A 23,476-nucleotide genomic window follows, 5' to 3' on the forward strand; every position below is an offset into this window, starting at 1 on the left:
GTGCTTTTATTGAATTTTCATGCCTAACTAAATTACAACGTAATGAAAATCCACATCTTTTAGGTTCAGATATTATTATAAGATAATTTTATAAGTTATTTAAGTCTTCTATAAATTTAAAGGTCAGAAAAATGAGTAAAATTGATGAATTAATATATTCTCTTAATAGCATTGCGAGAAGCGGATGGATGATAAAAGGAATAGAACCATGCAAAGCTGAGACTGTTTCACAACATCTATTTGCATCCTCATTAATAGCATTAGAGATATCATCAAAACTAAATAATGTAGATAAATATAAAGCAGCATCAATTGCTTTGATACATGATATTGGTGAGGCAATAATTGGTGATATAAGTAAGACTGCCAACATAGATAAATCTAAATCAGAAAAAGATGCAATAAATAGCTTAGATATAAACAATGAAATAAAGAAACTATACTACGAGTTTGAATCTAGTAATACTATAGAAGGCATTATTGCTAAGATTTCAGATTTATTATCTACATACATCATTTCTCTTAAATATGAAAGAGAAGGCTATAATGTAAACAGCATTAAAGATAATGTTAAAGAAGAAATAATTAATCTATCAAAGAAATACAACTTAGAAAATATTATAATAGATTTCTTAAAAGGATTAGACAAAACTAACAAATAAAATTAAGACTTTCAGAGTATACATTAAAAGGATGGGCATAATGAGTGACAAGAAAACATTAAATCTTCCAGTATCAGCGATAGGAATTAGCACTCCAGAAGCTTTATCCCTATATCATTATTTATCGGGGGGTAAAGTAATGCATATTTTATTACCATCGACTAAACCTATAAGGTGTAAGGATTTCGATATATGCGAAATTTATAAATCTAACTTTGAGAATCTAAGAGAAATTAATATTTCTAGTATAGATAATCTAATTAATAAGTGGGGGGCCGATGGGTTAATATTAGAAGGCTGTGATATAAAAAATCTAATTAATGATGAACTATTAGATAATATTAAAAAACAATTAAATATACCTATAGGAATCAGAATTGCTGAACCAATAAATTTATACAATATTGATTTTATAGTTTATGATCATTTTTTGGATTATTATACAAATATTGATTTTATAAATTATATTAATAATTTTAACAAATATAATTCATGGATAGAAGTACAGTTATATTATAAAGAACCATTATTAGAAAAATTTTTACCTTTAGTAAAAGTTGTAGGCAAAAAGGAAATACCAGTTCACATCTATTTGCTTGATAATAAAGGAGGAGGTGCTGTAAGGGAGTTATATAATGAGCTCAAAAAAGTAAATCCATATGTTTATATCCATGTTAATCTATACGGCGAGTATATAACCTACTGTTATAACTGTAAAAAACCGGTAGCATATAGAGAAGAAGGTGTACTATTAGATTTGGAATTAAAAGGAAACCATTGTTGGAATTGTGGTGTTGAGCTACCATTTAATAAAGTAATATCTAAAAAAACTGATAAAATGTTTGGTAGAATAAGCAATGGTGATATAATTTGGTACGACCCGAGAGCGATTCAGCTAGATTAAAGAGTCATATAAGAATTGCTAAGTTTTGGACAACATTAAATGATAAACAAAACTGGGTTAAATGCAACCTATGCCATAGAAGATGCCTAATTGCACCCAATGCGTGGGGTGTTTGTGGAGTAAGAAAAAATATTGATGGAAAACTATATACAATGGTTTATGGTTTATTGACTGCAGAAAATGCTGATCCTATAGAAAAGAAACCCTTAATGCATTTTAATCCAGGAAGCACAGTTTTAAGTATATCAACAGTTGGATGTGATTTCTTTTGTGCATTTTGCCAAAATTGGGAAATTAGTCAAAGCAGGCTAGAAAAAGGACTTTATGGCGAAAGAAAAGAACCAGAAGAAATAATAAGAGATGCAATAAACATTAAAGCTGATGGTATTTCCTATACATATAATGAACCTACCATAATGTATGAATTTATGTATGATACAGCAAGCTTAGCAAAGAAAAATGACCTATTCAATACAATGGTCACCAATGGTTATATGACGCCCGAGGCTGTTGATGATATTGGAAATTTAATGGATGCCGCTACAGTTGATTTTAAAGGGGGAGGAAATAAGGAATTTTACAGAAAATACATGGGAGTACCAAACCCAGAACCCATTTTAGAAACATTAAAAGCTATGAAAGATAAGAAAATTTGGATTGAAATAACCAACTTAGTTGTTCCAAAAGTTGGAGATAAAGATGAAGATATTAAGAAATTAGCTAAATGGATTGTTGAAAATTTGGGTGATAATGTTCCATTCCATCTTCTCAGATTCCATCCAGATTATAAAATGCTTGACAGCGAAGATACGCCAGTTAAAACATTAGAAAGGCTTGCAAACATAGCAAAAAATGAAGGTCTTAAATATGTATATATTGGTAATGTACCCGGTCATCAAATGGAACACACATATTGCCCAAAATGCGGTTATCCTTTAATAGAAAGGTATGGATTCTATATAACTGCATGGAGACTTACAGACGATAATAGATGTCCAAGATGTGGAACAAAGATTGATATAGTGGGTAAGAAAAGAAGTTCAAGCCCATTTTCTTTATCTTTACTATAAATAATTTATAATAATCATGTTTAAAACATAATTATAATACAAAAATTAGCAAGCATTATAAATTTTTATATAATAAATTACAAAAGGCTGATAGCCTTGTATACTCTTGAGCAAATATGGGACAAAGGTATTACTGACCAATGATACCATAGATGAAGCTAACAACACTATTTCTTACTTGATTAAAAGAAAACACTATGGAAGAGTGAGCATAGCAACTCCTATAGGATAACTACCAACAAGACGGATAAGAAGGCCAACAAATGGGAGTGCCCTCTGCACCTTTTGACTATCCTCATTAATTATATAATCAGAATCATGAAAGGAAAGAAGGATCTCTCTAAAAGACTTCAATGAAGAGAAAGCCTATATACAATAGAAATTAATATAAACTCTGTACGATAAAATACATAAGGCATTAAAACAACTGGTGTGTAAGTATGATGTTCTGTCCTAAATGTGGAGGCGTAATGGTGCCTATAAAGAAGAATGGAAAGGTCTTGTTGAGATGTACAAAGTGTGGATATGAGATGGAAGCAACAAGTAATGCAGTGAATGAATATAAGAGTGTATCGAAAACTGCAGAAAAGGAAAAAGTATTAACTACTAAAACTGTAGGTCAAGAAGAAAATGTTAATAGTGAAGAAAATAAGGAAGAATTAGAACAGGCTAAAGAAGACTACTATGAATTAGTACTTGATCAGATGGGTGAATATGGAGATCAAATATGAAATACAAGGAATTCCTAAAATTATTTAAATAGACCTCCCATACGATTTATTTCATCAGACGCTTCTTCTAAATCTTTATGGGTATCAATACTTCTCCAATAATATTTTGGAATTTCAAATTTTATGGCAATCATCTTACCCTCTGAAGATAATTTAGGAAATGTAGTCGTTTCTATATCTCCTTTATCAGGCAAATAGTTAATTATCTCTGGCTTAAAAGCATAAATACCAGCATTAATCCAATAATCATAAAGTAATGGTTTTTCTTTAAATCCTTTTACATAGCCATTATTATCAATATCTAATACTCCATAAGGGCTTCTAAGCGGAACTACAGCCATGGCCGCTATAATATTTCCCTTCAAAGATGAAAGTATGATATTAGGATCAATATTTGTTATAATATCACCATTTGTTACTAAAAACTTTTCATGATTTTTATAAATATGGGCTGCCTTCTTCAATGCGCCACCAGTCCCTAAAGGTTCATCTTCTATAACATAAGAAATAGAAACTCCATATTTAGAACCACTTCCTAACTCTTCTATTAGCTTTTCTTTATGATATCCAGCTAATAAGGCGATTTCATCGATATCATAATGTTTTAACCATTCTAATTGATAAACTATTAGTGGTCTTTCATTAATTGGTACTAATGGTTTTGGCTTATCTAACGTAAGAGGTCTTAACCTTTTGCCATATCCACCAGCTAATATTAAAGCGAGACTCATTTTTTACACCCAGAAATTTGCCGCCGCGGGGACTTGAACCCCGGACCGCCCGGTCTTCAGCCGGGCGCTCTCCCACTGAGCTACGGCGGCTCTCCTCTTAATAGACACTTTACCAGAAAATATAAAAATGTATGATCTCGCACAGAGCCTGTCCAAATTTAGGTATTAACCCATATAACAATTTAAAAATGATGCTTTATTTAATTACTTATTTATTAATAATTTTCTTAAGTTCCTCCAAAGATTGATCTGCATGCTTTTCAGCAGGCCTTATATTTTTGAGTATCTTAACAATGATCCCATTAGGATCAATAATAAAAGTAGTTCTTTCGGCTGCCAATGATGTTGAATCCTTTTTTACACCATATAAGCCTACAACATAGCCTTCGGCATCACTTAACAACTTAAATTTAAATCCATATCTTTCAGAAAATTTCTTTATTTTATCTACGCTGTCTGTAGAAACGCCTAGAATTTCTACATTAAGTTTCTTAAAATCATCATATAGTTCATTGAATCTCAATCCTTCTCTTGTACATCCTGCTGTCATAGCTCTAGGATAAAAATACAATACAACAAACCTTCCCTTGAAATTAGATAATTTGACTTTTTCACCATTATTTGATGTTAATTCAAAGTCTGGCGCCAAATTTCCTTCTTTTAACATCTATTTCACCTACAATTTTTTTCTAAATAGAATGTATATCTAAAGAATTTAAATATTAATTAATATTTTTAAGGCAAGAGCGCTATTTCCTTTTTCAGTAACAGGTCTTAATCTCATTAGTTAAAATTTATCTTTTATTTTCATATATTGTTTTTAAGCCTTTATCCGAACAAAATAAAAAGGGGTATGTAAATAATATGTCTGAAAACAAGCTAGAAAAAATACAACCTGAAGTCAATATTGGAGTTATTGGCCATGTAGATCATGGAAAAACTACATTAGTTCAAGCACTTACAGGAACTTGGACTATGAGACATAGCGAAGAAATTAAGAGAGGAATGACCATAAAATTAGGATATGCAGATGGAGAAGTATGGGAATGTGAAGGTTGTGAATTTCCAGAAAATTATACCCCAGAACCTGTTTGTGAATGTTCACCAAATTTAAAACCTAAACTTATAAGAAGAATATCATATGTTGATGCCCCTGGGCATGAAATATTAATGGCAACAATGTTGTCCGGGGCAGCATTGATAGATGGGGCTATATTGGTAATAGCTGCAAACGAAGCGGCTCCACAACCTCAAACCCTTGAGCATTTTCTAGCGCTTGATATCTTGGGTATCAGAAACCTAGTTATAGTTCAGAATAAAATAGATGTAGTTTCTACAGAAAGAGCTAAGGAAAGCTATAATGAGATAAGGAAATTTATAAGTAATACATGGGCTGAAAAAGCACCAATTATACCAGTTAGTTCCCTCAAAAGGGTAAATATTGATGCACTCCTTGCAGCAATAGAAAAATATATCCCTACGCCAAAAAAGGATTATAATAAAGATCCATTAATGTTTGTTGTAAGAAGCTTTGATGTAAATAAGCCAGGTACAAAGCCTGAGGATTTAGTAGGAGGAGTATTAGGCGGTTCTATAATACAAGGTAAATTCAAAATAGGAGATGAAATTGAAATAAGTCCTGGTACGCAAATTAGCGAAAATAAATACGAACCTATATCAACTGAAATAACGAGTCTTAGATTTGGTAAATATGAAGTCGAAGAAGCTAAACCAGGGGGATTAGTTGCTATAGGAACTAAATTAGATCCTTCACTAACCAAATCAGATAATTTAGTTGGCAATATAATAGGCAAACCTGGGTCAATACCACCAGCTATTAATGAATTAGAATTTGAATATCATCTATTTAAAAATGTCGTAGGATCAAAAGAAGAAATAAAAGTTGAACCATTAATGAAAAATGAAATCTTAATGCTTGCTGTTGGTACCAGTTTAACTATCGGTACAATAAACTCTATATCTAAAGAAGCGGTGTCAGTAAAATTAAAGAGACCAGTTGTTGCATGGAAAGGATTAAGAGTTGCAATGAGCAGAAGGATTGCTGGTAGATGGAGATTAATAGGGTGGGGGCTTATAAATAATTGACTAAGGTAATTTTGGATTCTAATATGATTATTATGCTTGGAAAAGGGATTATTACCATATCTATGTTTGAAGATTTGCTTGAACAAAAATTCAATTTAATAACGACGTCCAGTGTAATTGATGAATTGAAAAAGATCTCTGAACAAAACAAAAATAGAATAATAAACATTAATATAAAGTTCGGTTTAAATATAATAAAAAATAAAGTTGAAATTATAGAGACCAAAAATGTCACTGATGCCGATGATTCCATATTCTATACTTCTTTAGATTTGAAAAATAAAGGTGAAGTTGTTTTTGTTGCAACAAACGATAGAGAGCTAAGAAGTAGGCTTAGGATTGCAAAAATCCCTACAATATATTATAGGGATTCTAAATCAAAACTTGAATTAGAATGGAAAGAATTAGATTAAACAATTTATTCAATAATTATTTAAATTATTTAAATCCTAACATTTATTATAAGAAATTATTTTTATAAAAAATAGAATATTTTTTTATTAAATCATCCCTAAACGCCCATCTATTCTTAACATAATTAAAATAATCATAATCTAAAATAATATCTATTGCTTCATCATCACTTCCCAATTCTATAATTTTATCTCCATGAGGATTAAATACTATACTCCCTCCAGCTGTAATTCTATTATCAGGATAAACTGTGTTTGTATTATTAACGCCAATAGAATAAACAACATTTTCAGCTGCTCTTGTTTGTAAAGTTGAATGCCATAATGCTAGGCTTTCATTGGATATACTAGCAGGATTATATAATATATCAGCATTATTCAATGCATGAATTCTTGATATTTCTGGGTAAAAAATATCAACACAGGCTACACATCCTATATACCAACTATTAACCTTTATTGGTTTTACATATTTACCCTCAACCAGATAATTTCTTTCTCCAACAGCCTTAGATGGATTTATTTTTTCACAAATTTTAACCAATTTTCCATCTATATAACCCATTCCAACACTTTTTATATATCCATTATCATAAACATATTGAATTCCACCTAAAATATTTGCATCTAAAATATTTCCTATTTTTTCTAAGTAATAGCTATAATCATTTAAAGCAATCGGTTTATTTGATAACCAATTTTCACTAAAAACAATTATATCCGTTTTGTTCTTAACTAAAGAAATTGCATTCCATAGATTTTCATCTATTAAAGGTCTTCTTCTAAATTGAACTATTGTTATTTTCAGCTTTTCCATTTTTTCCACCTATGATTAAATTAAGTGCTTCAATTAATGTAAATGCAGCCGCAGGTGTTAATATTACCGAATAAAAGCTATAAAGGGTACGATTTCCGGAAAGGTAAACTAACCAAAATCCTAGAAATATTGATACATAAAATACTGATCCAACATTACAGCAATATTCCCTCTTATAAAGGAGACAAGTAATGAAAATGCTTATAGCTGAAATCATAGCAGGAACCTCAATAACAGGAGTTGTTGATGCTTCTAATAAGGGAGAATATGATAATATAAATGGATCTACATTAAATAACCATCCACTTGGTGAACTAGTTGGAGGTCCTGGAGGCCTACTTTGCAAATCCCATTTTAACCCCCCAATGGTTTGTTGTAATATATTTAATACACCAAAATGATAAAATAATGGAATATAAACAACTAAGATAACTGCCAAAATAATTAATATTACTTCTCCAATCTTCCTTAACGCTTCAGCTTTTTTACCATATAACGCAAAAATCAATATTATAAGAGCTAACACGCCAAACAATCCAGTTTCTTTTGATGCCGCAGAAAGTCCAACAAAAACTGCAGATAACAAAAGCCTTTTTCTAAAGGCCATTACAATAGCTATCGTTAAAAAGAAAGCGGCATAAATATCTAATAAAGCTACTGATCCCATAACTATTAGTATGTGATCTGATGAACTAATCATTGCAGCAATTGTGCCTAAAAAAATCCATTTTATATCATTTTTGATAGATATTCCCAAATATATTATTAATGGTATTAATGATGCCATTAATATGCTAGGTATTCTCCAATTTATAGGTTTATCACCTAATAATGCCATTGACAATGCTATAATATATTTGGCCAATGGAGGGTGCTCAAAATTATAATATGTTGATAAAGTTTCACCACTATATGGATATGTTGCACCTTTATATCCAAATACATTAACTAATATCCTCCTTGCGCTATCAACATAATAAATCTCATCACTTATATAGGAATTATTGTAACCACCTCCATTTGTTGTAGTGGCGATGTGATAGGCTGAAATTCCTACCATATAAGAGAAGCCTATAGTAATAATGAATCCTATTATAAAAGATATTCTCTTTAATTTTTCTGTGTTTAAATTCAAATCAAACCCCAATAGCCAATAATCTACAAAAATATTTATTCTTTTTTAATCTCATAAGTAAACTAAAAACTATAAGAATAAATATTAATCTCTTAATTATATTCAATACAGTGTTAGGTGATAATAATTGGACAACATATTAATATCTATAACGCCAGAAATTGCATTAGATGAATTTTATTCTTATGCTGGAGGTTTAGGAATTTTAGAAGGAGATAAATTTTATGCTGCATTGTCACGAAATCTAAAATACTATGTTTTAACTTTACTTTATAAACAAGGTTATGTTGATTATAGCTTTGATCAAAATGATAATCCAATTCCTCTCCCTCAATCCCAACCCTTACCATTGGAGTCTTTATTAAAACCAGAAAAGGAATTTCAAATACTATTAAAATCTCAAAGTGTAATAGCAAGACCTTGGATATATGAAAAAGGGAAAAGCAAGGTAGTATTTTTTGAGGCTGAATGCCCTAAATGGGTTAGGGGTTTTTGTGATAGATTATATATAGAAAAGAGTTATGAAGAAAAGATATATAAATACATCTTTCTAGCAAAGGCATCTGCATATTATATAAAAAACATTATTGGATTAGAAAATGTAAAATACATAGACTTACAAGAAGCATATACAGCAATTACGATGCTAGCTTTGCCAGAATTCAAAAACTATAGGTTTACAACCCACACACCAGGACCTTGGGGTCATCCTGTTTATCCATCTTCAATATTACATGAGGAATTTGGCTATGATTCAAGCGATGAATTCGTTACCTTAACAAAAATTGGTCTTGAAAAGTCTATTATTTCATACACTGTTTCGGCAAAACATGAAGAAATAACAAAAAATGTATTTAAAGATTATAAAGATAAAATAAATCATATTACCAATGGTGTTAATTTAGATAGATGGGTTGGAGATCATATTAAAGATCTTATAAAATCTAAGGGCCTAGATAAAATAGAAAAAGAAGATATATGGGATGCACATCAAAAATCTAGAAATGAGCTAAGTATTTTCTTGAAAAATTATAAACCTGATTTAAAGATTGATAATAAGCCTATAGTTATTTGGCTAAGAAGGATGACTCCGTATAAGAGACCATATTTTATAACAAGGTTTATTGAGGAAAATAGCATTAGCAAAGATGCTATATTTGTTATAGGAGGGAAGGCACATCCTAATGATAAAGAAGGCTTAAATTATGTAGGATACTTCAGAAAATTGTCTAAAAAATATCCTAATGTAATTCATTTACATAATTATGATGTTTTTAATGCTAAAATGCTCTTATCTGGTAGTGATATACAAACATTTACTCCATTTTCAGGTTGGGAAGCATGTGGAACATCATATATGAAGTCTTTAGCTAATGGAGTTCCAGTAATTGGATCAAGAGATGGAGGTGCGCTAGAAGTTATAAAACATGGAGAAAATGGGTGGCTTTTTGGTCAGGATTTAAGAGAATTAATTGAATTCTATACAGACCCTAAGGCAAAGGAAATAGACGAAAAAGATTTTGAAGAATTTTCAAATTATCTAGAAAAAGCTATTAATATATTTGGAAGCGATGAATATAAACAAATGGAACTTAACGCATTAAAGACATACAAACTAGTTGACATTAATAATGTATTAGATAAATTATATTTTAATGAAAAAATGGATAAAAATGTAGAAAATAACCAATAAATTCATATTAAATTCTTTATTCTTTCTGCTAACCTCATTGCAGCATCAAAAAAGCTTGGGCCATAATGAGCTAAGCTATCATATTCCATGATTACAATTTTCTTTTTCTTAATAGCATCAATATCTTTAATATTTCTTTTTTCCAAATTCTTAATGTATTTTTCTACAGTAGCATTTTCATTCATTTTTTGTTCATAGACAATTATATCAGGATTATAATTAATTATGTAATTAGGATCAGGATTTATTACATAAGGGACTCTTTCTTTTTCAAATGCGTGAGATAAACCCATAAATTTAAATGCATCTCCTATATAGCTGTGAGATCCAACGCTAACAGGCCCTCCTAAATCTATTTCATAATATATTCTTATGCCTTTGAGAATATCTTTAAGTTTTAATATTTTTTCTGTAAGGTTAAATGCTAATTCTCTAGCCTTTTCTTGTTCATTTGCAATTATTCCTGTAATCATAACATTATCAAGTATGCCGTAAATATTTACTGGTAAAGGTATTGGATATACTTTATATCCTTTTGTTTCTAATTCGTTAATTCTATCTCTTTGAGCACCAGTTGTAACTAACAAGAGATCAGGATTTAGCTTTTCTAACAAATTATAATTTACATTTAAATATGCCCCAACTCTTGGCTTTTTACTTACTTCAGGAGGCTTATTACAGAAGAAACTAACCCCAACTACTCTATCCCCTGCACCAATTAAATAAAGGGTTTCAGTAATTGCTGGAGCTAAACTAACAATTTTTTCAGGTCTATCAGGAATCTCAATTTCTTTACTTAATATTTCAGAGTAAAGCTTAACCACTATTTTACACCAATCAATATTTTTTATTTTAAACCTTATATAAATACTCACGTGCTTATTTTCAATTTTTAAGATATCATATATGCTATGAGATAAAAATTCATAACAAATGTATATATTAAGATTATGAATAATTATAAAACTCCTGTAATACCGTGTATCTAATGGGGTGTGCAATGGGTAATTTATACGACAAAAACTCATTAAAAGAGATTAAAAAATCGTTGGAAAATTGGCAAAATAATGTCCTTCCACAATGGTTACAACAAGTTCCAGAAAGAGAAAAAGAGTTTACCAATTTAAGTAATATACAAATCAAGAATCTATATACTCCATTAGATATAGAAGATTTTGACTATGATTCCAAATTAGGCTTTCCTGGTAGTTACCCATTTACAAGAGGAATCCATGCAACTATGTATAGAGCCAGACTATGGACAATGAGAATGTTTAGTGGATTTGGAGGGCCTGAAGAAACTAATAAAAGATTAAAGTTCTTGATTGAACATGGAGAAACAGGACTTAGCTTGGCTTTTGATTATCCTACATTAATAGGAATAGATCCAGATGACCCAATGGCCGAAGGAGAAGTGGGAATAGTAGGAGTAAGTGTGCCATCAATTGAAGACATGAGAATAGTATTTGATGGAATAAATATGGGAGAAGTTACAACAAATATGACAATAAATCCGCCAGCACCTGTTTTATTAAGCTTTTATGTAGGAGTTGCTGAGATGCAAGGAGTTCCTTATTATAAAATAGGAGGAACAACGCAAAATGATCCTCTAAAAGAATTCATAGCTCAGAAAAGCTATGTATTTCCACCAGAACCTGCTGTTAGAGTTAGCATGGATCTAATAGAATGGAGTGTGAAGAATTTACCGAAATGGAATCCAATAAGTGTAAGCGGATATCATATAAGAGAAGCTGGGTCTACAGCAGTTCAAGAATTAGCATTTACCATTGCAGATGGAATAGAATATGTAAGACAATTAATATCAAGAGGTCTAGATGTAGATGAGTTCGCACCTAGAATAAGTTTCTTCTGGGATTCGCATATAAACTTCTTTGAAGAAATTGCAAAGTTTAGAGCCGCAAGAAGGATGTGGGCAAAAATTATGAAAGATTGGTTCCATGCAAAAAAGGAGAGAAGCATGTGGATGAGATTCCATACTCAAACAGCTGGAGTTTCCTTAACAGCTCAACAACCATGGAATAATATAATAAGGACTGCAATAGAAGCTATGGCAGCCGTCTTAGGAGGAACCCAAAGCTTACATACTAATAGCTTTGATGAGCCATTTAGGGTACCTAGTGAATTTGCAGCAAAAATTGCATTAAGAACACAGCAAATAATTGCTTATGAATCTGGCATAGCTGATACAATAGATCCCTTAGCCGGTAGTTATTATGTTGAATGGCTCACTGATGAAATTGAAGAGCAAGCTTGGAAATATATTGATAAAATTGAAAAGCTTGGTGGTATGCTAGAGGCTGTTAAAAAAGGATTTCCACAAAGAGAAGTTACTGAAGCAAGCTATAATTATCAAAAGCAAGTTGATGAAAAGAAGAAATATATTGTTGGAGTAAATATATTTGAAGATAATCAAGTCGATGAAATAAGAAATGTTCCATTATTGGAGTTCGATCAAGCAGAAATTGAAAAAAGACAAAAGGCAAGAATAAATAAAATAAAAAGTGAAAGAGATAAGGAATTATGGGAAAGATCTTTAAATGAGTTAAGAAAGGCAGCAGAAGGGGATGTTAATCTTATGCCTTATATATTACAAGCCGCGAAAGCGAAGGCAACTCTAGGAGAAATTATGAGTACTTTAAAGGAGGTGTTTGGAGCATATGTTGAGCCCCCAATATACTAAAACAGAACAATTTAAGGTATTAGTTGCAAAGCTAGGAATAGATGGACATGACAGAGGAGCTAAAGTAATAGCTAGAGCTCTAAAAGATGCTGGATTTGAAGTTATATATACAGGAATTAGACAAACTCCTCAGCAAATTGTTTCTTCTGCATTGCAAGAAGATGTAGATGTAATAGGAATAAGCATTTTGAGCGGGGCCCATATACATCATATGAAGATGCTCATGGAAGAATTAAAAAATGCTGGAGCTAGTGATATACCTGTGGTTATTGGGGGTACAATACCAATAATTGATGTAGATGAATTAAAGAAAATAGGAGTTAGAGAGGTTTTCTTGCCTGGTGAAAGCTTGAGGAAAATTGTTGAAATAATTAGAAAACTAGCAGAAGAAAAAAGGAAATTAGAATTAAGAGGTTGAACTGTTTGTCAATTACAGAAACTATGCTTGATGATCTGTTAAATAAAGCCTCTAATGGCAATATGAGGGCTATAGGAAGAATTTTGAGTTACCTAGAAAATCCATATACTATGCCTGAGGATCTCCTAGAAAAACTTGCAAAGAGGTCTGGAAAAGCGCAAATAATAGGTATAACAGGCATACCTGGATCTGGGAAAAGTACATTAATTTCAAAGCTTATAACTTCGTTAAGAAAAAAAGGGTATAAAGTAGCTATAATAGCAATAGATCCTAGCAGCCCAATAAGTGGGGGTGCTCTTCTTGGAGATAGATTAAGAATGCAAGAACATGCAACAGATCCTGGAGTTTTCATTAGAAGCGTATCATCAAAAGGACTTAAGGGAGGGCTTAGCCTGGCTGCATTAGCCATGATAGAAGCATTTGATGCATTAGGCTATGAAAAAATTATCATAGAAACTGTTGGAGTTGGTCAATCAGAAGTTGATATAATGAGTGCAGCCGATACAATAGTTGTTGTAACAATGCCTGGGGCTGGAGATGATATACAGGCATTAAAAGCTGGTGTAATGGAAATAGGGGATATTTACGTATTAAATAAGATGGATAAAGAAGAGGCTAACAAAACTTATGAATACCTCTCATTTGCTTTGGAGAAAGGCGATTTAGGAGGCAATGATTCTAATTGGCAGCCTAGATTAATTAAAACTAGTGCAATTATGGGTAAAGGTATTGAAGAATTAGTTCAAGCTATAGAAGATCATTTTAGTTTTATAAAGGAATCCAATAAATTACAAGAAAAACTCGTTTCAAGAAGGATGTTAATGATAAATTTATTGGCAGAACAATTTTTATCTGAAGGGTTGAAACTTGCTTCAAAAGAGCTATATGATGAGCTTAAATCATCTGCCATAAATGCTAACAATATATTTAATACTTCTCTAAAGCTTGCTAAAAAAGCTGTAGATTTTTTACCGCAAAATAAAAAAGATTAAATTTAAAGAATTTTATAAAAATTAAGCTATACTTATTAAGGGTTCTATTTAGTCTATTATAAGGTGAAAAAATTGAGCGAGCAGAAAAAGGAAAAGAATACTTCGCAAGATGCTCAAATAATAGAAGAACTTGGATATCCAGCAGAAGTAATACAACTAATAGGGAGAACTGGGGTTGCAGGAGAGGTTACACAGGTTAGAGTAAGAATTCTAGAAGGTAAAGATAAAGGGAGAATAATTACTAGAAACGTTATGGGCGCTGTAAGAGTTGGAGATATAATAATTCTGAGAGAAACTGAGAGAGAAGCAAGAAAACTAACAAGGAAGAGGTAAACCTAAGTAATGGATCTTTATCTTTTATATTTCATAATAGTATCTATTCTAGTATCTTTATTAACTACTTATTTACTTAATATGTATTTTATTAAAAAAATTGAAAATAAATTTTTATTAATACCTAGAAAAATGAAAATTAAGAAACCTAGAAGGAGATATTTAATATTCGAAATAGCCTCAATAAAAGATATTGATCCAGGATTATTAGAGAATTCCATAAAAGAAGAATTTAAGAATTTATTTGGCATTACAAGTCTAGCTGATTCATATCTTAAGTTGATATATTTTGATAACAAAACAAAAAGAGGAATTTTAAGAATTAAACACATTTATCTTAGTCATTTAATTACTGCTATTGCTTTAATAAGAAAAATTGATAATGATGAATTATTGATAATACCTATAAGGACTAGTGGAACAATAAATAAGGCAAAGAAGCTGCTCTCTTAACCTTTTCCGGATGCAGCAACTATTTTTATAACATCATTTTCATTTAGCAAATAATTTGCCCCTATTCTTTGCTTGTTTTTTGCATTTATTGCATATAAAAAAGTATTAGCTAAATCTGTATGAATTTTCCCTGCTAAGTCCTTTGCGGTAGAACCTTTAGGTATTAGTATTACATCAGGCAAAACCCTATTTTTCTTATCTGTAAATTTATTTATATCTTCAACTGGATATACCGGAATTAGTTTTAATGAATTAAATAATGCTTCATTAATTGATTGAACAACACCTGTTCCTTTGAATTTATCCATAATATTATTTTTTATTAATTCTAAAATACCTTTTGTTTTACTATCAATTTCCCCAGCTTTTATTTTAAAATCATAATCTCCTGGTATATAGTCAATTGCATTCTTTTTCCCTAGTTTTCTTAAAAATAATTCAGCAGCAGCACTTGCTGGTACAACAGGGTATTCTTTAAAATAATTTCTGATTTTTTCTAAGTTTTTTTCACTTTCTGGTATATCTATTTTATTAGCAACTATTACCATTGGTTTAGTTAGCCTTCTGATTTCTTTTAACAAATTTTTCAGGTCTTCTTTGCTTATTTTAAACAATTCATTATATGATATCTTTAGATTATTCAAAGCCATTTCAACCTGTTCTTTATTTATACCAAACCCAGATAATCTTTGCGAAAAAGATTCTAATGGATCTTTTATTGCTCCAATTGAATATTGTTTTAAAAACTTATCCCAATCCTTTTCTACAGATTGATAAATCCATTCATCAATTTCAGTTATAACAAATTTTATTTCTTCAATAGGATCATAGGTTCCAGGGCTTGATACAACTCCTTCAGGACTTGTTGAACCGCTTGCATCAACTATTAATAAAAATACATCAGCCCTTCTTAAGTCATCTAAAAATTTGTTTCCTAAGCCTCTTCCTTGATGAGCTCCCGGTACTAAACCTGCAACATCCATAAGCTTAACTGGAATAAATCTTTCGCCATTTCTACACACGCTATTTGCAGCATTGCATGAAGGCAATCCTAGTTCTACATGAACGCATTTCTTCCTTGCATATCCTATACCAACATTAGGTTCTATAGTGACAAAAGGTCTATTTTCTATTGGTACATCTATTTCAGTTGCAGCACTAAAGAATGTTGATTTACCAACATTAGTTTTACCAACTACTCCAATTAAAGCATTTGTTGGTTCCATTTTCCATCATATCTGTTAATATCTTAACTTAGTTATATCTCTTTTATTTTGTTTGTTCTTTGCATTATTGAATCTAAATTTTGCGCTTTTCCTTCTTTGCATATTGTATATGAGAGAGATCCATCGTTTAATAAAATCCTTACAGAAACATTACCATCTTTAAACATCACTTCTTTTTCCATCACTTCTGGTTGATACCCATATAGCTTTAATGAATTCACTATAGATTCAAAGCTTATATTATCTTTTTTCTCTTGATTGCTATTAAGAGATTCTGATAAGTTTTTGGCAAATTCTGAAACTTCTTGGCAATTATTTTTATATTCATTATATAACCTTTCTAATATGGATTTTAACAAGTCTTCTACATGAATTGATTTAACATATGAAACTAAATCATTCCAGTCCTCGCTTTTTAAATAATCAATTATTTTTAATGGATTTCCTCCATAAATGCTAAATTTATACTTAGCCTCAGCATAACCTAACCTTTTTTTAATATCTTCAACTACATTTGATGATATTTTTCCAGAATATTCAGAAACTACAATGTTTACAATATTTCTCATAAAATCTTTGTTGGGCTTACAATTATTCAACTATTTCTCTCCTCCACTTTTTCAACGGTACCAACTATTGTATTACCTTTTATTGTTTCTATCCTAACGTTGACCCTATCTCCAGGAAATACCTCTCCTTTTACAAATACCTTGTAATTTTTATAAGATGCAAGACCTCTACCATTTTCATCCATATTACCTATAACTACCTTTATTAAATCTCCTTGGTTTAATACTTCCCTATTATCATTGTTTCTATATGTTGGATAAGAGCTAAGTCTATAAAAATCTGTTCTGTAGAGATCTTCTTTTTCTGATTGCTTACGTCTCCTGTTCACTATATACACCCATAGATTTCCATTTATAACCGTTAATTCTATTGCTTATATTCTTTTTTACTAATAATGACTTATGAATACACCATTAATGAGGCTATTAACGTATTTATTTTTAATTTTTTATTAAATTTATAATTTATGGATATCTTATTAACAAACGTTGCAAAAAGAATTTAATTTACTTTTATTTGCTTTTTAATTTTGGTGAAAATGGTTGAAACTATTTGAATTCGAAGCAAAAGAAATAATAAAAAATTATGGGTTTGAAATCCCGCAAAGTGTATTAATTAAAAAGGGAGATGATATAGAAAAAAAGATAAGAGAATCAAAAATGGAACCACCATTTGCTGTTAAGGCCCAGGTTTTAGTTGCTGGAAGAGGAAAATCAGGTGGGATAAAAATAGTTAAAACTGTAGAAGATGCTGTAAAAACAGCTCAAACATTATTTGAAACTTCAATTAAGGGCATAAAGCCTTCTTACATTTTAATTGAAAAAGCTATTCCACATGATAAAGAATTATATGTTGGAATAGTAATTGATAGATCTCTAAGAAAGCCAGTTGTTTTAGCTTCTAAGTTCGGAGGAGTAGATATAGAAGAAATAGCAAGAAATAATCCAGAAAGTATAATTAGGTACCCAATTGATACATTTATAGGATTAAGAAATTATGAGGCAAGAATTATTGGTAAAAGCATTGGTGTTAGTGGAAAAGCCTTAGGAAGCTTTGAAAAATTCTTAACAACACTATACAAAGCATTTATTGAATATGATGCAGAACTAGCAGAAAGTAATCCGTTAGCGTATTTAGAAGATAAGGTTATACCATTAGACCTTAGAATAACAATCGATGATAATTCATTATATAGACATGAGAACTATGCAGCAAAGGAAGAAGAAAGGCTTGGTGAAAATACTGAATATGAAATAAAAGCTCACGAATTAGATCTAGCCTTCGTTGAGCTTGATGGAGACATTGGAGTATTAGGAAATGGGGCTGGACTAACTATGACAACTATGGATTTAATTTATGAATATGGAGGAAAACCTGCAAACTTCTTAGATATGGGAGGAGGAGCAGAAGCTGAGCATGTAAAGACTTGTGTTAAATTCTTATTGGATTATCCGAAGGCAAAGAAAATCTTCATAAATATGTTTGGAGGAATAACAAGAGCTGATGAAGTAGCTAAAGGAGTAGTCATGGCATTAAATGAATCATCAGTTAAGAAACCTATAGTAATAAGATTAACTGGAACAAATGAAGAACAAGGAAAAGAAATATTAAAACAGGCTGGGATAGAAGCATATAATGATCCTATAGAAGCAGTTAAATCTGTAGTTGGTAAATAAGGTGATACAAGATGGGTATATTAGTAGATAAAAATACGAGAGTCATCGTACAAGGTATTACTGGAAATGAAGGTTCTTTCCATACAAAGTTAATGCTAGACTATGGAACTAAGGTAGTTGCTGGAGTAACACCGGGTAAAGGAGGTATGAAAGTTCATGGCGTTCCCGTTTACGATACAGTTTCTGAAGCAGTTAAAGAACACCCAGATGCAAATACCTCAATAATTTTTGTACCTGCAAAATTTGCTGCAGATGCAGTTTATGAATCTGTTGATGCAGGATTAAAATTAGTTGTTGTTATTACAGAACATATTCCTGTGCATGATTCGCTTGAATTCATAAATTATGCCAAATCTAAGGGAGTAAATGTAATAGGTCCTAATTGCCCGGGAGCTATTACACCAGGGGAATCTAAAGTTGGTATAATGCCTGCTCACGTATTTATGCCCGGCCCAGTTGGTATCGCATCTAGAAGTGGAACATTAACCTATGAAGTCAGCTATGCATTATCAAGGGCAGGTATAGGTCAATCAACAGTTATAGGTATTGGAGGAGATCCTGTAATAGGCTTAACATTTACAGAAGTTATGGAATATTACGAAAAAGATAAACAAACAAAGGCATTAATAATAGTTGGAGAAATTGGAGGAGATGCAGAAGAAAGGGCTGCAAAAATGGTAGAAGAAAAAAGATTTACAAAGCCTGTTGTTGCTTTCATAGCTGGAAGAACAGCACCTGAAGGAAAAAGGATGGGTCATGCAGGTGCAATAATAATGCTAGGTTCAGGTACATACAAGGATAAAGTGGAAAAACTGGAAAGTGTTGGAATAAAGGTTGCAAAAACACCATTTGAATTACCTAAGCTAATAAACGATGCCTTAAAAGGAAAATGATTTTTATTTAAATCCCACTTCTTCTTTTCTTAGATTGTGCTTCTTCACTTGTTCTACTTGCAACTATTTCATATAAAATTGATTTCTTACCTGGCATTGGCCTTAAAAGTCTTCCTAGCCTTTGTACAAATTGCCTTCTAGATCCAGTTCCAGATACAAATATACCAACGTTAACATCAGGTATATCTAACCCCTCATCTCCAACAGTTGTTATAACAAGTATACCTGATGGAGAATTTTTAAAGTTGTATAAGGTTTCTAGTCTTTTTTTCTCTTCAATCCCGCCATGAATTAAGTATGCATTTAATCTATTAGCAAGCTCTTCAGCTTGATCTCTGTATTGTGTAAATATTATTATCTTAGATCCTTTGCTTAATTCATTCTTTGCTATTTCTACAACCTTTTCTATTTTTGAATTGCTTTTTTGAATAATTTGTTGCATCTGTGATCTTATCCTTAATGCTTTTATAGCATTAATTTCCCCCTTCTTTGCTGCATCTAATACTTCATTAAAACTTCTTCCTTTACTAAAATTTAAATAGATGTTCTTAAGTTCGTCATATCTTTTCATATCTTCATTACTAAGCTCAACCCTAATTCTTCTTATTATAAATGGTGCTAGATATCCCTCTTTAGATAAATCGCTTGGTGATTTTTGATATATTATACCTCCAATTAATGGAAAGATTTCCTCATGTTTACCATCTTCTCTTACAGCAGTAGCAGAAAGACCCATCCTAAATGGAGAAGGCATTTTGGTTGCTATTAATTTAAATTTCTCTGCTGGCAAATGATGAGCTTCATCGAATATCAACAACCCAAACTTCTTTGCAAATAATTCTATATTTCTAAAAGCGCTTTGATATGTTGTTATTGTTATAGGAAGCATATTTTTTTCATCGCCATAAAAAGATCCTATCATGCCTCCCGCATCAGTGAATTTTTTTATAGAATCCTCCCATTGCTTTATATGTTCTTTAGTATAAACAACGACTAAGGTGTTTACACTTAACTTAGACATCGCATTTATAGCGATAACAGTTTTTCCAGAACCTGTCGGTAATACTATTACTCCTCTATATTTATTATTTTCCCATGATCTTATAGCATCGATCTGATAATCTCTTAGTTCTCCATTAAATTTAATTTGCCTAGGTAGTTTATTATTAAGTATATCCGTTTTATCTTCAACCATAAGCCCCTTAGATATTAAATAATTTTTTAGATCATAATATAAATAAGGTTCGAATCGATAAAATTTATGCACGTTATCATACTTACCTTTAATTTGAAAATCTTCTAAATAGGGTTTTAAGAAAATCTTTGATTTTAAAATGATGAATTTTTTATCATATTCTATAGTTACTCCAATTTGATTCTTAAAATAGTTTTCAATATTAATTAAATCTTCTTTAACAATAACATCTTCTAGTTCTTTCAATTTTTCTATTATATCAATTGGACTATATTTATTATTTTTAATTTTTTCTTCATTTAATTCAAATATAGAAATACCTTGATTCCTAGAAATAAAATCTGAAAAGTTCAATAGTTCTTTATATAATTCTTTATTTAACCATGACTTAATTCTAAATCTCATTGGCATTATTCGTTATCACCATTTTCTGAATAATCTGTGAATCTATACGAAAGGATTTGTTTAGAATTTATCTTTGCTTTTTCCATTATTTTTGTAATTCTTATTAATGGTAAAGATGGAATAATTAATTTAATACAATTTCCCTTTATTATAACTTTATATACCTCAGGTTCATCAGCCAATTTTAATAAAAAATCTTTTTCATTTTCATTACATGATTCAATAATAGCATACATTATATGCAAACATTCAATGTCATTAAATAACTTTAAATAAAATGAAAATTTATCATCATAAATCAAAACATCAACGTAATCATATTCTCTATTTTGGGACACACTATATACTTCTTGAAGTTCCTCACTATTTCCAAGGAATTCTTCTATGCAGGGCCCAGCTCTAGGCGTGGGTTCGAAATCATTTAAATTCTCTTCACTTAAAACCCTCTTCATTGCTAGGCCCCAATAACATATTATAAATAAACCCAATAAACCTTTCTAGCAAACCTTTGAGCCAGGCTCTACAGGTTCTTGAGGAGTTAACCAAACAGGTTTTTTATCATCTCCACAAGGGGCTGCAAGAATCATACCTTGGCTCTCCAAGCCTCCCATAATCTTGGATTTTAAGTTAGCTACCACAACAACAAATTTACCTACAAAGTCTTCTGGTTTATACCATTTTTGAAGTCCTGCTAATATTTGCCTTTGTTCTGTACCAAGATCGACGATAAGCTTTATTAATTTTCTACTATTTGGAACTAATTCTGCACTTATAACTTTTCCAACCCTTAAATCAATTTTTGAAAATTCACTATAATCTATTTTTTCTTCCAAAATTCGCACACCTCAGAATATTTTATTAACTAGTAAATTTTAATTATTTTTGTTCGTTTTCTGTTTTTTGTTCCTTGTTTGCTTTATACCATTCTTCTTTTCCTAAATAAGGCTGCCTCATTGTTAAACCTATTCTATATAAGCCAGATTTCTTCGATGTCTTGCTTATTTGTGTTATCCTAACATTAACTATGTCTCCCGCTTCTATAAGCCTACCTGTTTCCTTACCTTTAAATCCCCTTCTTTCTTGAATATATTCAATATCCTCATCCATTATTTGACTTCTATGAACAAACCCATCTATCGGGCCTAAACTAACGAAAAGTCCAAAATCTCTTGCATCTCTAACTATTCCTTTACTTACCTCTAGTTGCATTGGTTCATAAGAAATTAACGTATATTTAACAGGAAAATATATGTTTGGGTCCTCAGATAATAATATTCCATCGCCTTCAATTTCTGCATCTAATACAGCTATAATTATTCCTAAATCAGGATCAGCTTGTCCTTCAAGTTCACTTCTAAGCGTTTCTATAACTGCTTTTTTCAGATTTTCTGTAAATGCTACATCTGGTGAGACGCCAACCCATTCATGGAGCGTATATTGTGCATACATCTTTTTCCCCTATCAGTTGGTATATTACTTAAATTATAAATTTATAAAAATTGCTCATATCGTTTTCAAATCATTACTAATTATAATACATTTTTCTTATATATTTATCAAATTATTTTTAAAATTAATCTATTTAGAATTCTAAGATAATAATTACACAATTTTAGTCAATCAAACCTTTTAGAAATTCTATATAATTAACATAGAAACTTTAAATTTTTTTCCTACAGCTTTTAACTTTGTGAGAAATATGTATACAGAAAAAATAGTAAAAGTAAATGGTTTAAATATACATTATTATGACGATGGTAATGGTTATCCAGTATTATTAGTTCCGGGTATAAGATATAATGCCAAGACGTGGATAGACGTTGGAACATATGATATTATATATAATGAAAAATTTAGAGTTATTTCTATAGATCCACCAGGTCAAGGAAAATCAGATAAGGGTATTTATGATGAAGATACGGAGTATATATTCGTCAAAGATTTTATGGATGCCCTAGGAATAAAAGATGCAGTAATTGTTGGAGCGAGTTCTGGAGGCTATGCTGCTGCAGGTGTTGCTGCAAACTTCCCAGAAAGAGTTAAAGGCGCAGTAATTGTTGGTGGAGTTAGAATAATAAATTATAAAGAGAAGTTAAAAAATATGGAAGGAAAACCAATTTTATTAATATGGGGCACAAAGGATGATATAGCTCCTATAAGCAATGCTCATTTAATATTAAATAGTGTTAAAAGCTCTGAGCTTATTTATTTGGGTACTCAACATGCTTGTTATTTAGAAAAACCAAAGGAATTTAACGAATTAATAAGAAACTATCTCAAAAACAAAATTAAAATTTGATATTCGAAAACTCTAATAAAAATAATTTATTAATAATGTAATATTTTTAAAAT

General features: G+C 30.7%; 27 protein-coding genes and 1 tRNA gene. 15 read left to right on the top strand and 13 right to left on the bottom strand.

Features of this window, described 5'->3' with window-relative positions; translation table 11 throughout:
* Positions 1-131 precede the first annotated feature (131 nt).
* From CALAG_RS02245 to CALAG_RS02260, 4 genes are all read left to right on the top strand, one after another.
* The gene (locus CALAG_RS02245; RefSeq protein WP_015232124.1) at positions 132-662 is read left to right on the top strand and encodes an HD domain-containing protein; all 531 of its coding nucleotides are present in this window, start codon (positions 132-134) and stop codon (positions 660-662) included.
* A 40-nt stretch (positions 663-702) separates the two neighbouring features.
* Positions 703-1,566 carry a hypothetical protein gene (locus CALAG_RS02250; protein WP_015232125.1) on the top strand — a complete coding sequence of 288 codons (864 nt, stop codon included), beginning with the start codon at positions 703-705 and terminating at the stop codon, positions 1,564-1,566.
* Positions 1,533-2,636, top strand: coding sequence for an AmmeMemoRadiSam system radical SAM enzyme (amrS, locus tag CALAG_RS02255; RefSeq protein WP_015232126.1), 1,104 nt, complete (start codon positions 1,533-1,535; stop codon positions 2,634-2,636). Before CALAG_RS02250 ends, amrS begins: the two co-directional genes overlap by 34 nt.
* Before the next feature lie 443 nt (positions 2,637-3,079).
* Positions 3,080-3,367, top strand: a complete 288-nt coding sequence (locus CALAG_RS02260) for a transcription elongation factor (RefSeq protein ID WP_281086581.1) — start codon at positions 3,080-3,082, stop codon at positions 3,365-3,367.
* A gap of 20 nt (positions 3,368-3,387) precedes the next feature.
* On the opposite strand, the gene CALAG_RS02265 is transcribed toward CALAG_RS02260, so the two are convergent.
* The 3 genes from CALAG_RS02265 to CALAG_RS02275 form a co-directional block, all read right to left on the bottom strand.
* On the bottom strand, positions 3,388-4,098 hold the full coding sequence (locus tag CALAG_RS02265; protein ID WP_015232128.1) for a nucleotidyltransferase family protein: 711 nt from the start codon (positions 4,096-4,098) through the stop codon (positions 3,388-3,390).
* Between the two features lie 18 nt (positions 4,099-4,116).
* Positions 4,117-4,188, bottom strand: a tRNA-Phe gene (locus tag CALAG_RS02270).
* Between the two features lie 118 nt (positions 4,189-4,306).
* Positions 4,307-4,765 carry a peroxiredoxin gene (locus CALAG_RS02275; protein WP_015232129.1) on the bottom strand — a complete coding sequence of 153 codons (459 nt, stop codon included), beginning with the start codon at positions 4,763-4,765 and terminating at the stop codon, positions 4,307-4,309.
* A gap of 197 nt (positions 4,766-4,962) precedes the next feature.
* Between CALAG_RS02275 and CALAG_RS02280 the strand changes: the two genes are divergently transcribed.
* Entirely contained in the window at positions 4,963-6,204 is a 1,242-nt protein-coding gene (locus tag CALAG_RS02280; protein ID WP_015232130.1) for a translation initiation factor IF-2 subunit gamma, read from the top strand.
* The gene (locus CALAG_RS02285) at positions 6,201-6,617 is read left to right on the top strand and encodes a type II toxin-antitoxin system VapC family toxin (RefSeq protein WP_015232131.1); all 417 of its coding nucleotides are present in this window, start codon (positions 6,201-6,203) and stop codon (positions 6,615-6,617) included. The genes CALAG_RS02280 and CALAG_RS02285 overlap by 4 nt, the downstream gene beginning before the upstream one ends.
* Before the next feature lie 46 nt (positions 6,618-6,663).
* Here the strand turns inward: CALAG_RS02285 and CALAG_RS02290 are convergent, their stop codons facing one another.
* Together CALAG_RS02290 and CALAG_RS02295 are read right to left on the bottom strand one after the other, a co-directional pair.
* On the bottom strand, positions 6,664-7,434 hold the full coding sequence (locus CALAG_RS02290; protein ID WP_015232132.1) for a carbon-nitrogen hydrolase family protein: 771 nt from the start codon (positions 7,432-7,434) through the stop codon (positions 6,664-6,666).
* The gene (locus CALAG_RS02295; protein WP_245529252.1) at positions 7,400-8,569 is read right to left on the bottom strand and encodes a glycosyltransferase family 39 protein; all 1,170 of its coding nucleotides are present in this window, start codon (positions 8,567-8,569) and stop codon (positions 7,400-7,402) included. The genes CALAG_RS02290 and CALAG_RS02295 overlap by 35 nt, the downstream gene beginning before the upstream one ends.
* A 127-nt stretch (positions 8,570-8,696) precedes the next feature.
* On the opposite strand from CALAG_RS02295, the gene CALAG_RS02300 reads away from it, so the two are divergent.
* Positions 8,697-10,262 (top strand): glycogen/starch/alpha-glucan phosphorylase, encoded by a 1,566-nt coding sequence (locus CALAG_RS02300; protein ID WP_015232134.1) that lies wholly within the window; start codon positions 8,697-8,699, stop codon positions 10,260-10,262.
* Positions 10,263-10,264: 2 nt separating this feature from the next.
* Here the strand turns inward: CALAG_RS02300 and CALAG_RS02305 are convergent, their stop codons facing one another.
* Positions 10,265-11,086 carry an ABC transporter substrate-binding protein gene (locus CALAG_RS02305; protein ID WP_157463155.1) on the bottom strand — a complete coding sequence of 274 codons (822 nt, stop codon included), beginning with the start codon at positions 11,084-11,086 and terminating at the stop codon, positions 10,265-10,267.
* Between the two features lie 176 nt (positions 11,087-11,262).
* Between CALAG_RS02305 and CALAG_RS02310 the strand changes: the two genes are divergently transcribed.
* The 5 genes from CALAG_RS02310 (at position 11,263) to CALAG_RS02330 (ending at position 15,159) form a co-directional block, all read left to right on the top strand.
* On the top strand, positions 11,263-12,963 hold the full coding sequence (locus CALAG_RS02310) for an acyl-CoA mutase large subunit family protein (RefSeq protein WP_048816686.1): 1,701 nt from the start codon (positions 11,263-11,265) through the stop codon (positions 12,961-12,963).
* Complete coding sequence (locus tag CALAG_RS02315; protein WP_015232137.1) at positions 12,941-13,381, top strand: cobalamin B12-binding domain-containing protein; 441 nt, start codon at positions 12,941-12,943, stop codon at positions 13,379-13,381. The genes CALAG_RS02310 and CALAG_RS02315 overlap by 23 nt, the downstream gene beginning before the upstream one ends.
* A gap of 5 nt (positions 13,382-13,386) precedes the next feature.
* A complete protein-coding gene (meaB, locus tag CALAG_RS02320; protein WP_015232138.1) occupies positions 13,387-14,373 on the top strand; it encodes a methylmalonyl Co-A mutase-associated GTPase MeaB in 987 nt (328 codons plus the stop codon).
* Between the two features lie 72 nt (positions 14,374-14,445).
* Entirely contained in the window at positions 14,446-14,706 is a 261-nt protein-coding gene (locus tag CALAG_RS02325; RefSeq protein WP_015232139.1) for a 30S ribosomal protein S28e, read from the top strand.
* Positions 14,707-14,838: 132 nt separating this feature from the next.
* Positions 14,839-15,159 (top strand): Rpp14/Pop5 family protein, encoded by a 321-nt coding sequence (locus CALAG_RS02330; RefSeq protein ID WP_172633877.1) that lies wholly within the window; start codon positions 14,839-14,841, stop codon positions 15,157-15,159.
* On the opposite strand, the gene CALAG_RS02335 is transcribed toward CALAG_RS02330, so the two are convergent.
* The 3 genes from CALAG_RS02335 to CALAG_RS02345 are packed head-to-tail and all read right to left on the bottom strand — an operon-like array spanning position 15,156 to position 17,283.
* Positions 15,156-16,385 carry a redox-regulated ATPase YchF gene (locus CALAG_RS02335; RefSeq protein WP_015232141.1) on the bottom strand — a complete coding sequence of 410 codons (1,230 nt, stop codon included), beginning with the start codon at positions 16,383-16,385 and terminating at the stop codon, positions 15,156-15,158. The two genes, CALAG_RS02330 and CALAG_RS02335, sit on opposite strands and share 4 nt — an antisense overlap.
* Before the next feature lie 32 nt (positions 16,386-16,417).
* The gene (locus CALAG_RS02340; protein WP_015232142.1) at positions 16,418-16,984 is read right to left on the bottom strand and encodes a hypothetical protein; all 567 of its coding nucleotides are present in this window, start codon (positions 16,982-16,984) and stop codon (positions 16,418-16,420) included.
* Complete coding sequence (locus CALAG_RS02345) at positions 16,981-17,283, bottom strand: hypothetical protein (protein WP_048816687.1); 303 nt, start codon at positions 17,281-17,283, stop codon at positions 16,981-16,983. Before CALAG_RS02345 ends, CALAG_RS02340 begins: the two co-directional genes overlap by 4 nt.
* 214 nt (positions 17,284-17,497) lie before the next feature.
* Here CALAG_RS02345 and sucC point away from each other — a divergent pair, with 214 nt between their 5' ends.
* Together sucC and sucD are read left to right on the top strand one after the other, a co-directional pair.
* A complete protein-coding gene (gene sucC / locus CALAG_RS02350; protein WP_015232144.1) occupies positions 17,498-18,631 on the top strand; it encodes an ADP-forming succinate--CoA ligase subunit beta in 1,134 nt (377 codons plus the stop codon).
* Positions 18,632-18,642: 11 nt separating this feature from the next.
* On the top strand, positions 18,643-19,524 hold the full coding sequence (gene sucD, locus CALAG_RS02355) for a succinate--CoA ligase subunit alpha (protein ID WP_015232145.1): 882 nt from the start codon (positions 18,643-18,645) through the stop codon (positions 19,522-19,524).
* Positions 19,525-19,531: 7 nt separating this feature from the next.
* Here sucD and CALAG_RS02360 read toward each other — a convergent pair whose 3' ends face one another.
* Genes CALAG_RS02360 through CALAG_RS02375 form a run of 4 tightly spaced genes read right to left on the bottom strand, consistent with a single transcriptional unit; the run spans position 19,532 to position 22,573 of the window.
* Positions 19,532-21,130: a DEAD/DEAH box helicase gene (locus CALAG_RS02360; protein ID WP_015232146.1), complete on the bottom strand. Its 1,599-nt coding sequence runs from the start codon at positions 21,128-21,130 to the stop codon at positions 19,532-19,534.
* Entirely contained in the window at positions 21,130-21,576 is a 447-nt protein-coding gene (locus CALAG_RS02365) for a hypothetical protein (protein ID WP_015232147.1), read from the bottom strand. Before CALAG_RS02365 ends, CALAG_RS02360 begins: the two co-directional genes overlap by 1 nt.
* Positions 21,577-21,621: 45 nt before the next feature.
* Entirely contained in the window at positions 21,622-21,966 is a 345-nt protein-coding gene (metG, locus tag CALAG_RS02370) for a methionine--tRNA ligase subunit beta (protein ID WP_015232148.1), read from the bottom strand.
* 34 nt (positions 21,967-22,000) lie between these two features.
* A complete protein-coding gene (locus CALAG_RS02375; protein ID WP_015232149.1) occupies positions 22,001-22,573 on the bottom strand; it encodes a DNA-directed RNA polymerase in 573 nt (190 codons plus the stop codon).
* A gap of 250 nt (positions 22,574-22,823) precedes the next feature.
* Here CALAG_RS02375 and CALAG_RS02380 point away from each other — a divergent pair, with 250 nt between their 5' ends.
* Positions 22,824-23,423 (top strand): alpha/beta fold hydrolase, encoded by a 600-nt coding sequence (locus CALAG_RS02380; protein ID WP_048816688.1) that lies wholly within the window; start codon positions 22,824-22,826, stop codon positions 23,421-23,423.
* The last annotated feature ends 53 nt before the right edge of the window (positions 23,424-23,476 follow it).

It is taken from the genome of Caldisphaera lagunensis DSM 15908 (genome assembly GCF_000317795.1).
Taxonomy (GTDB): Archaea; Thermoproteota; Thermoprotei_A; order Sulfolobales; family Acidilobaceae; genus Caldisphaera; species Caldisphaera lagunensis.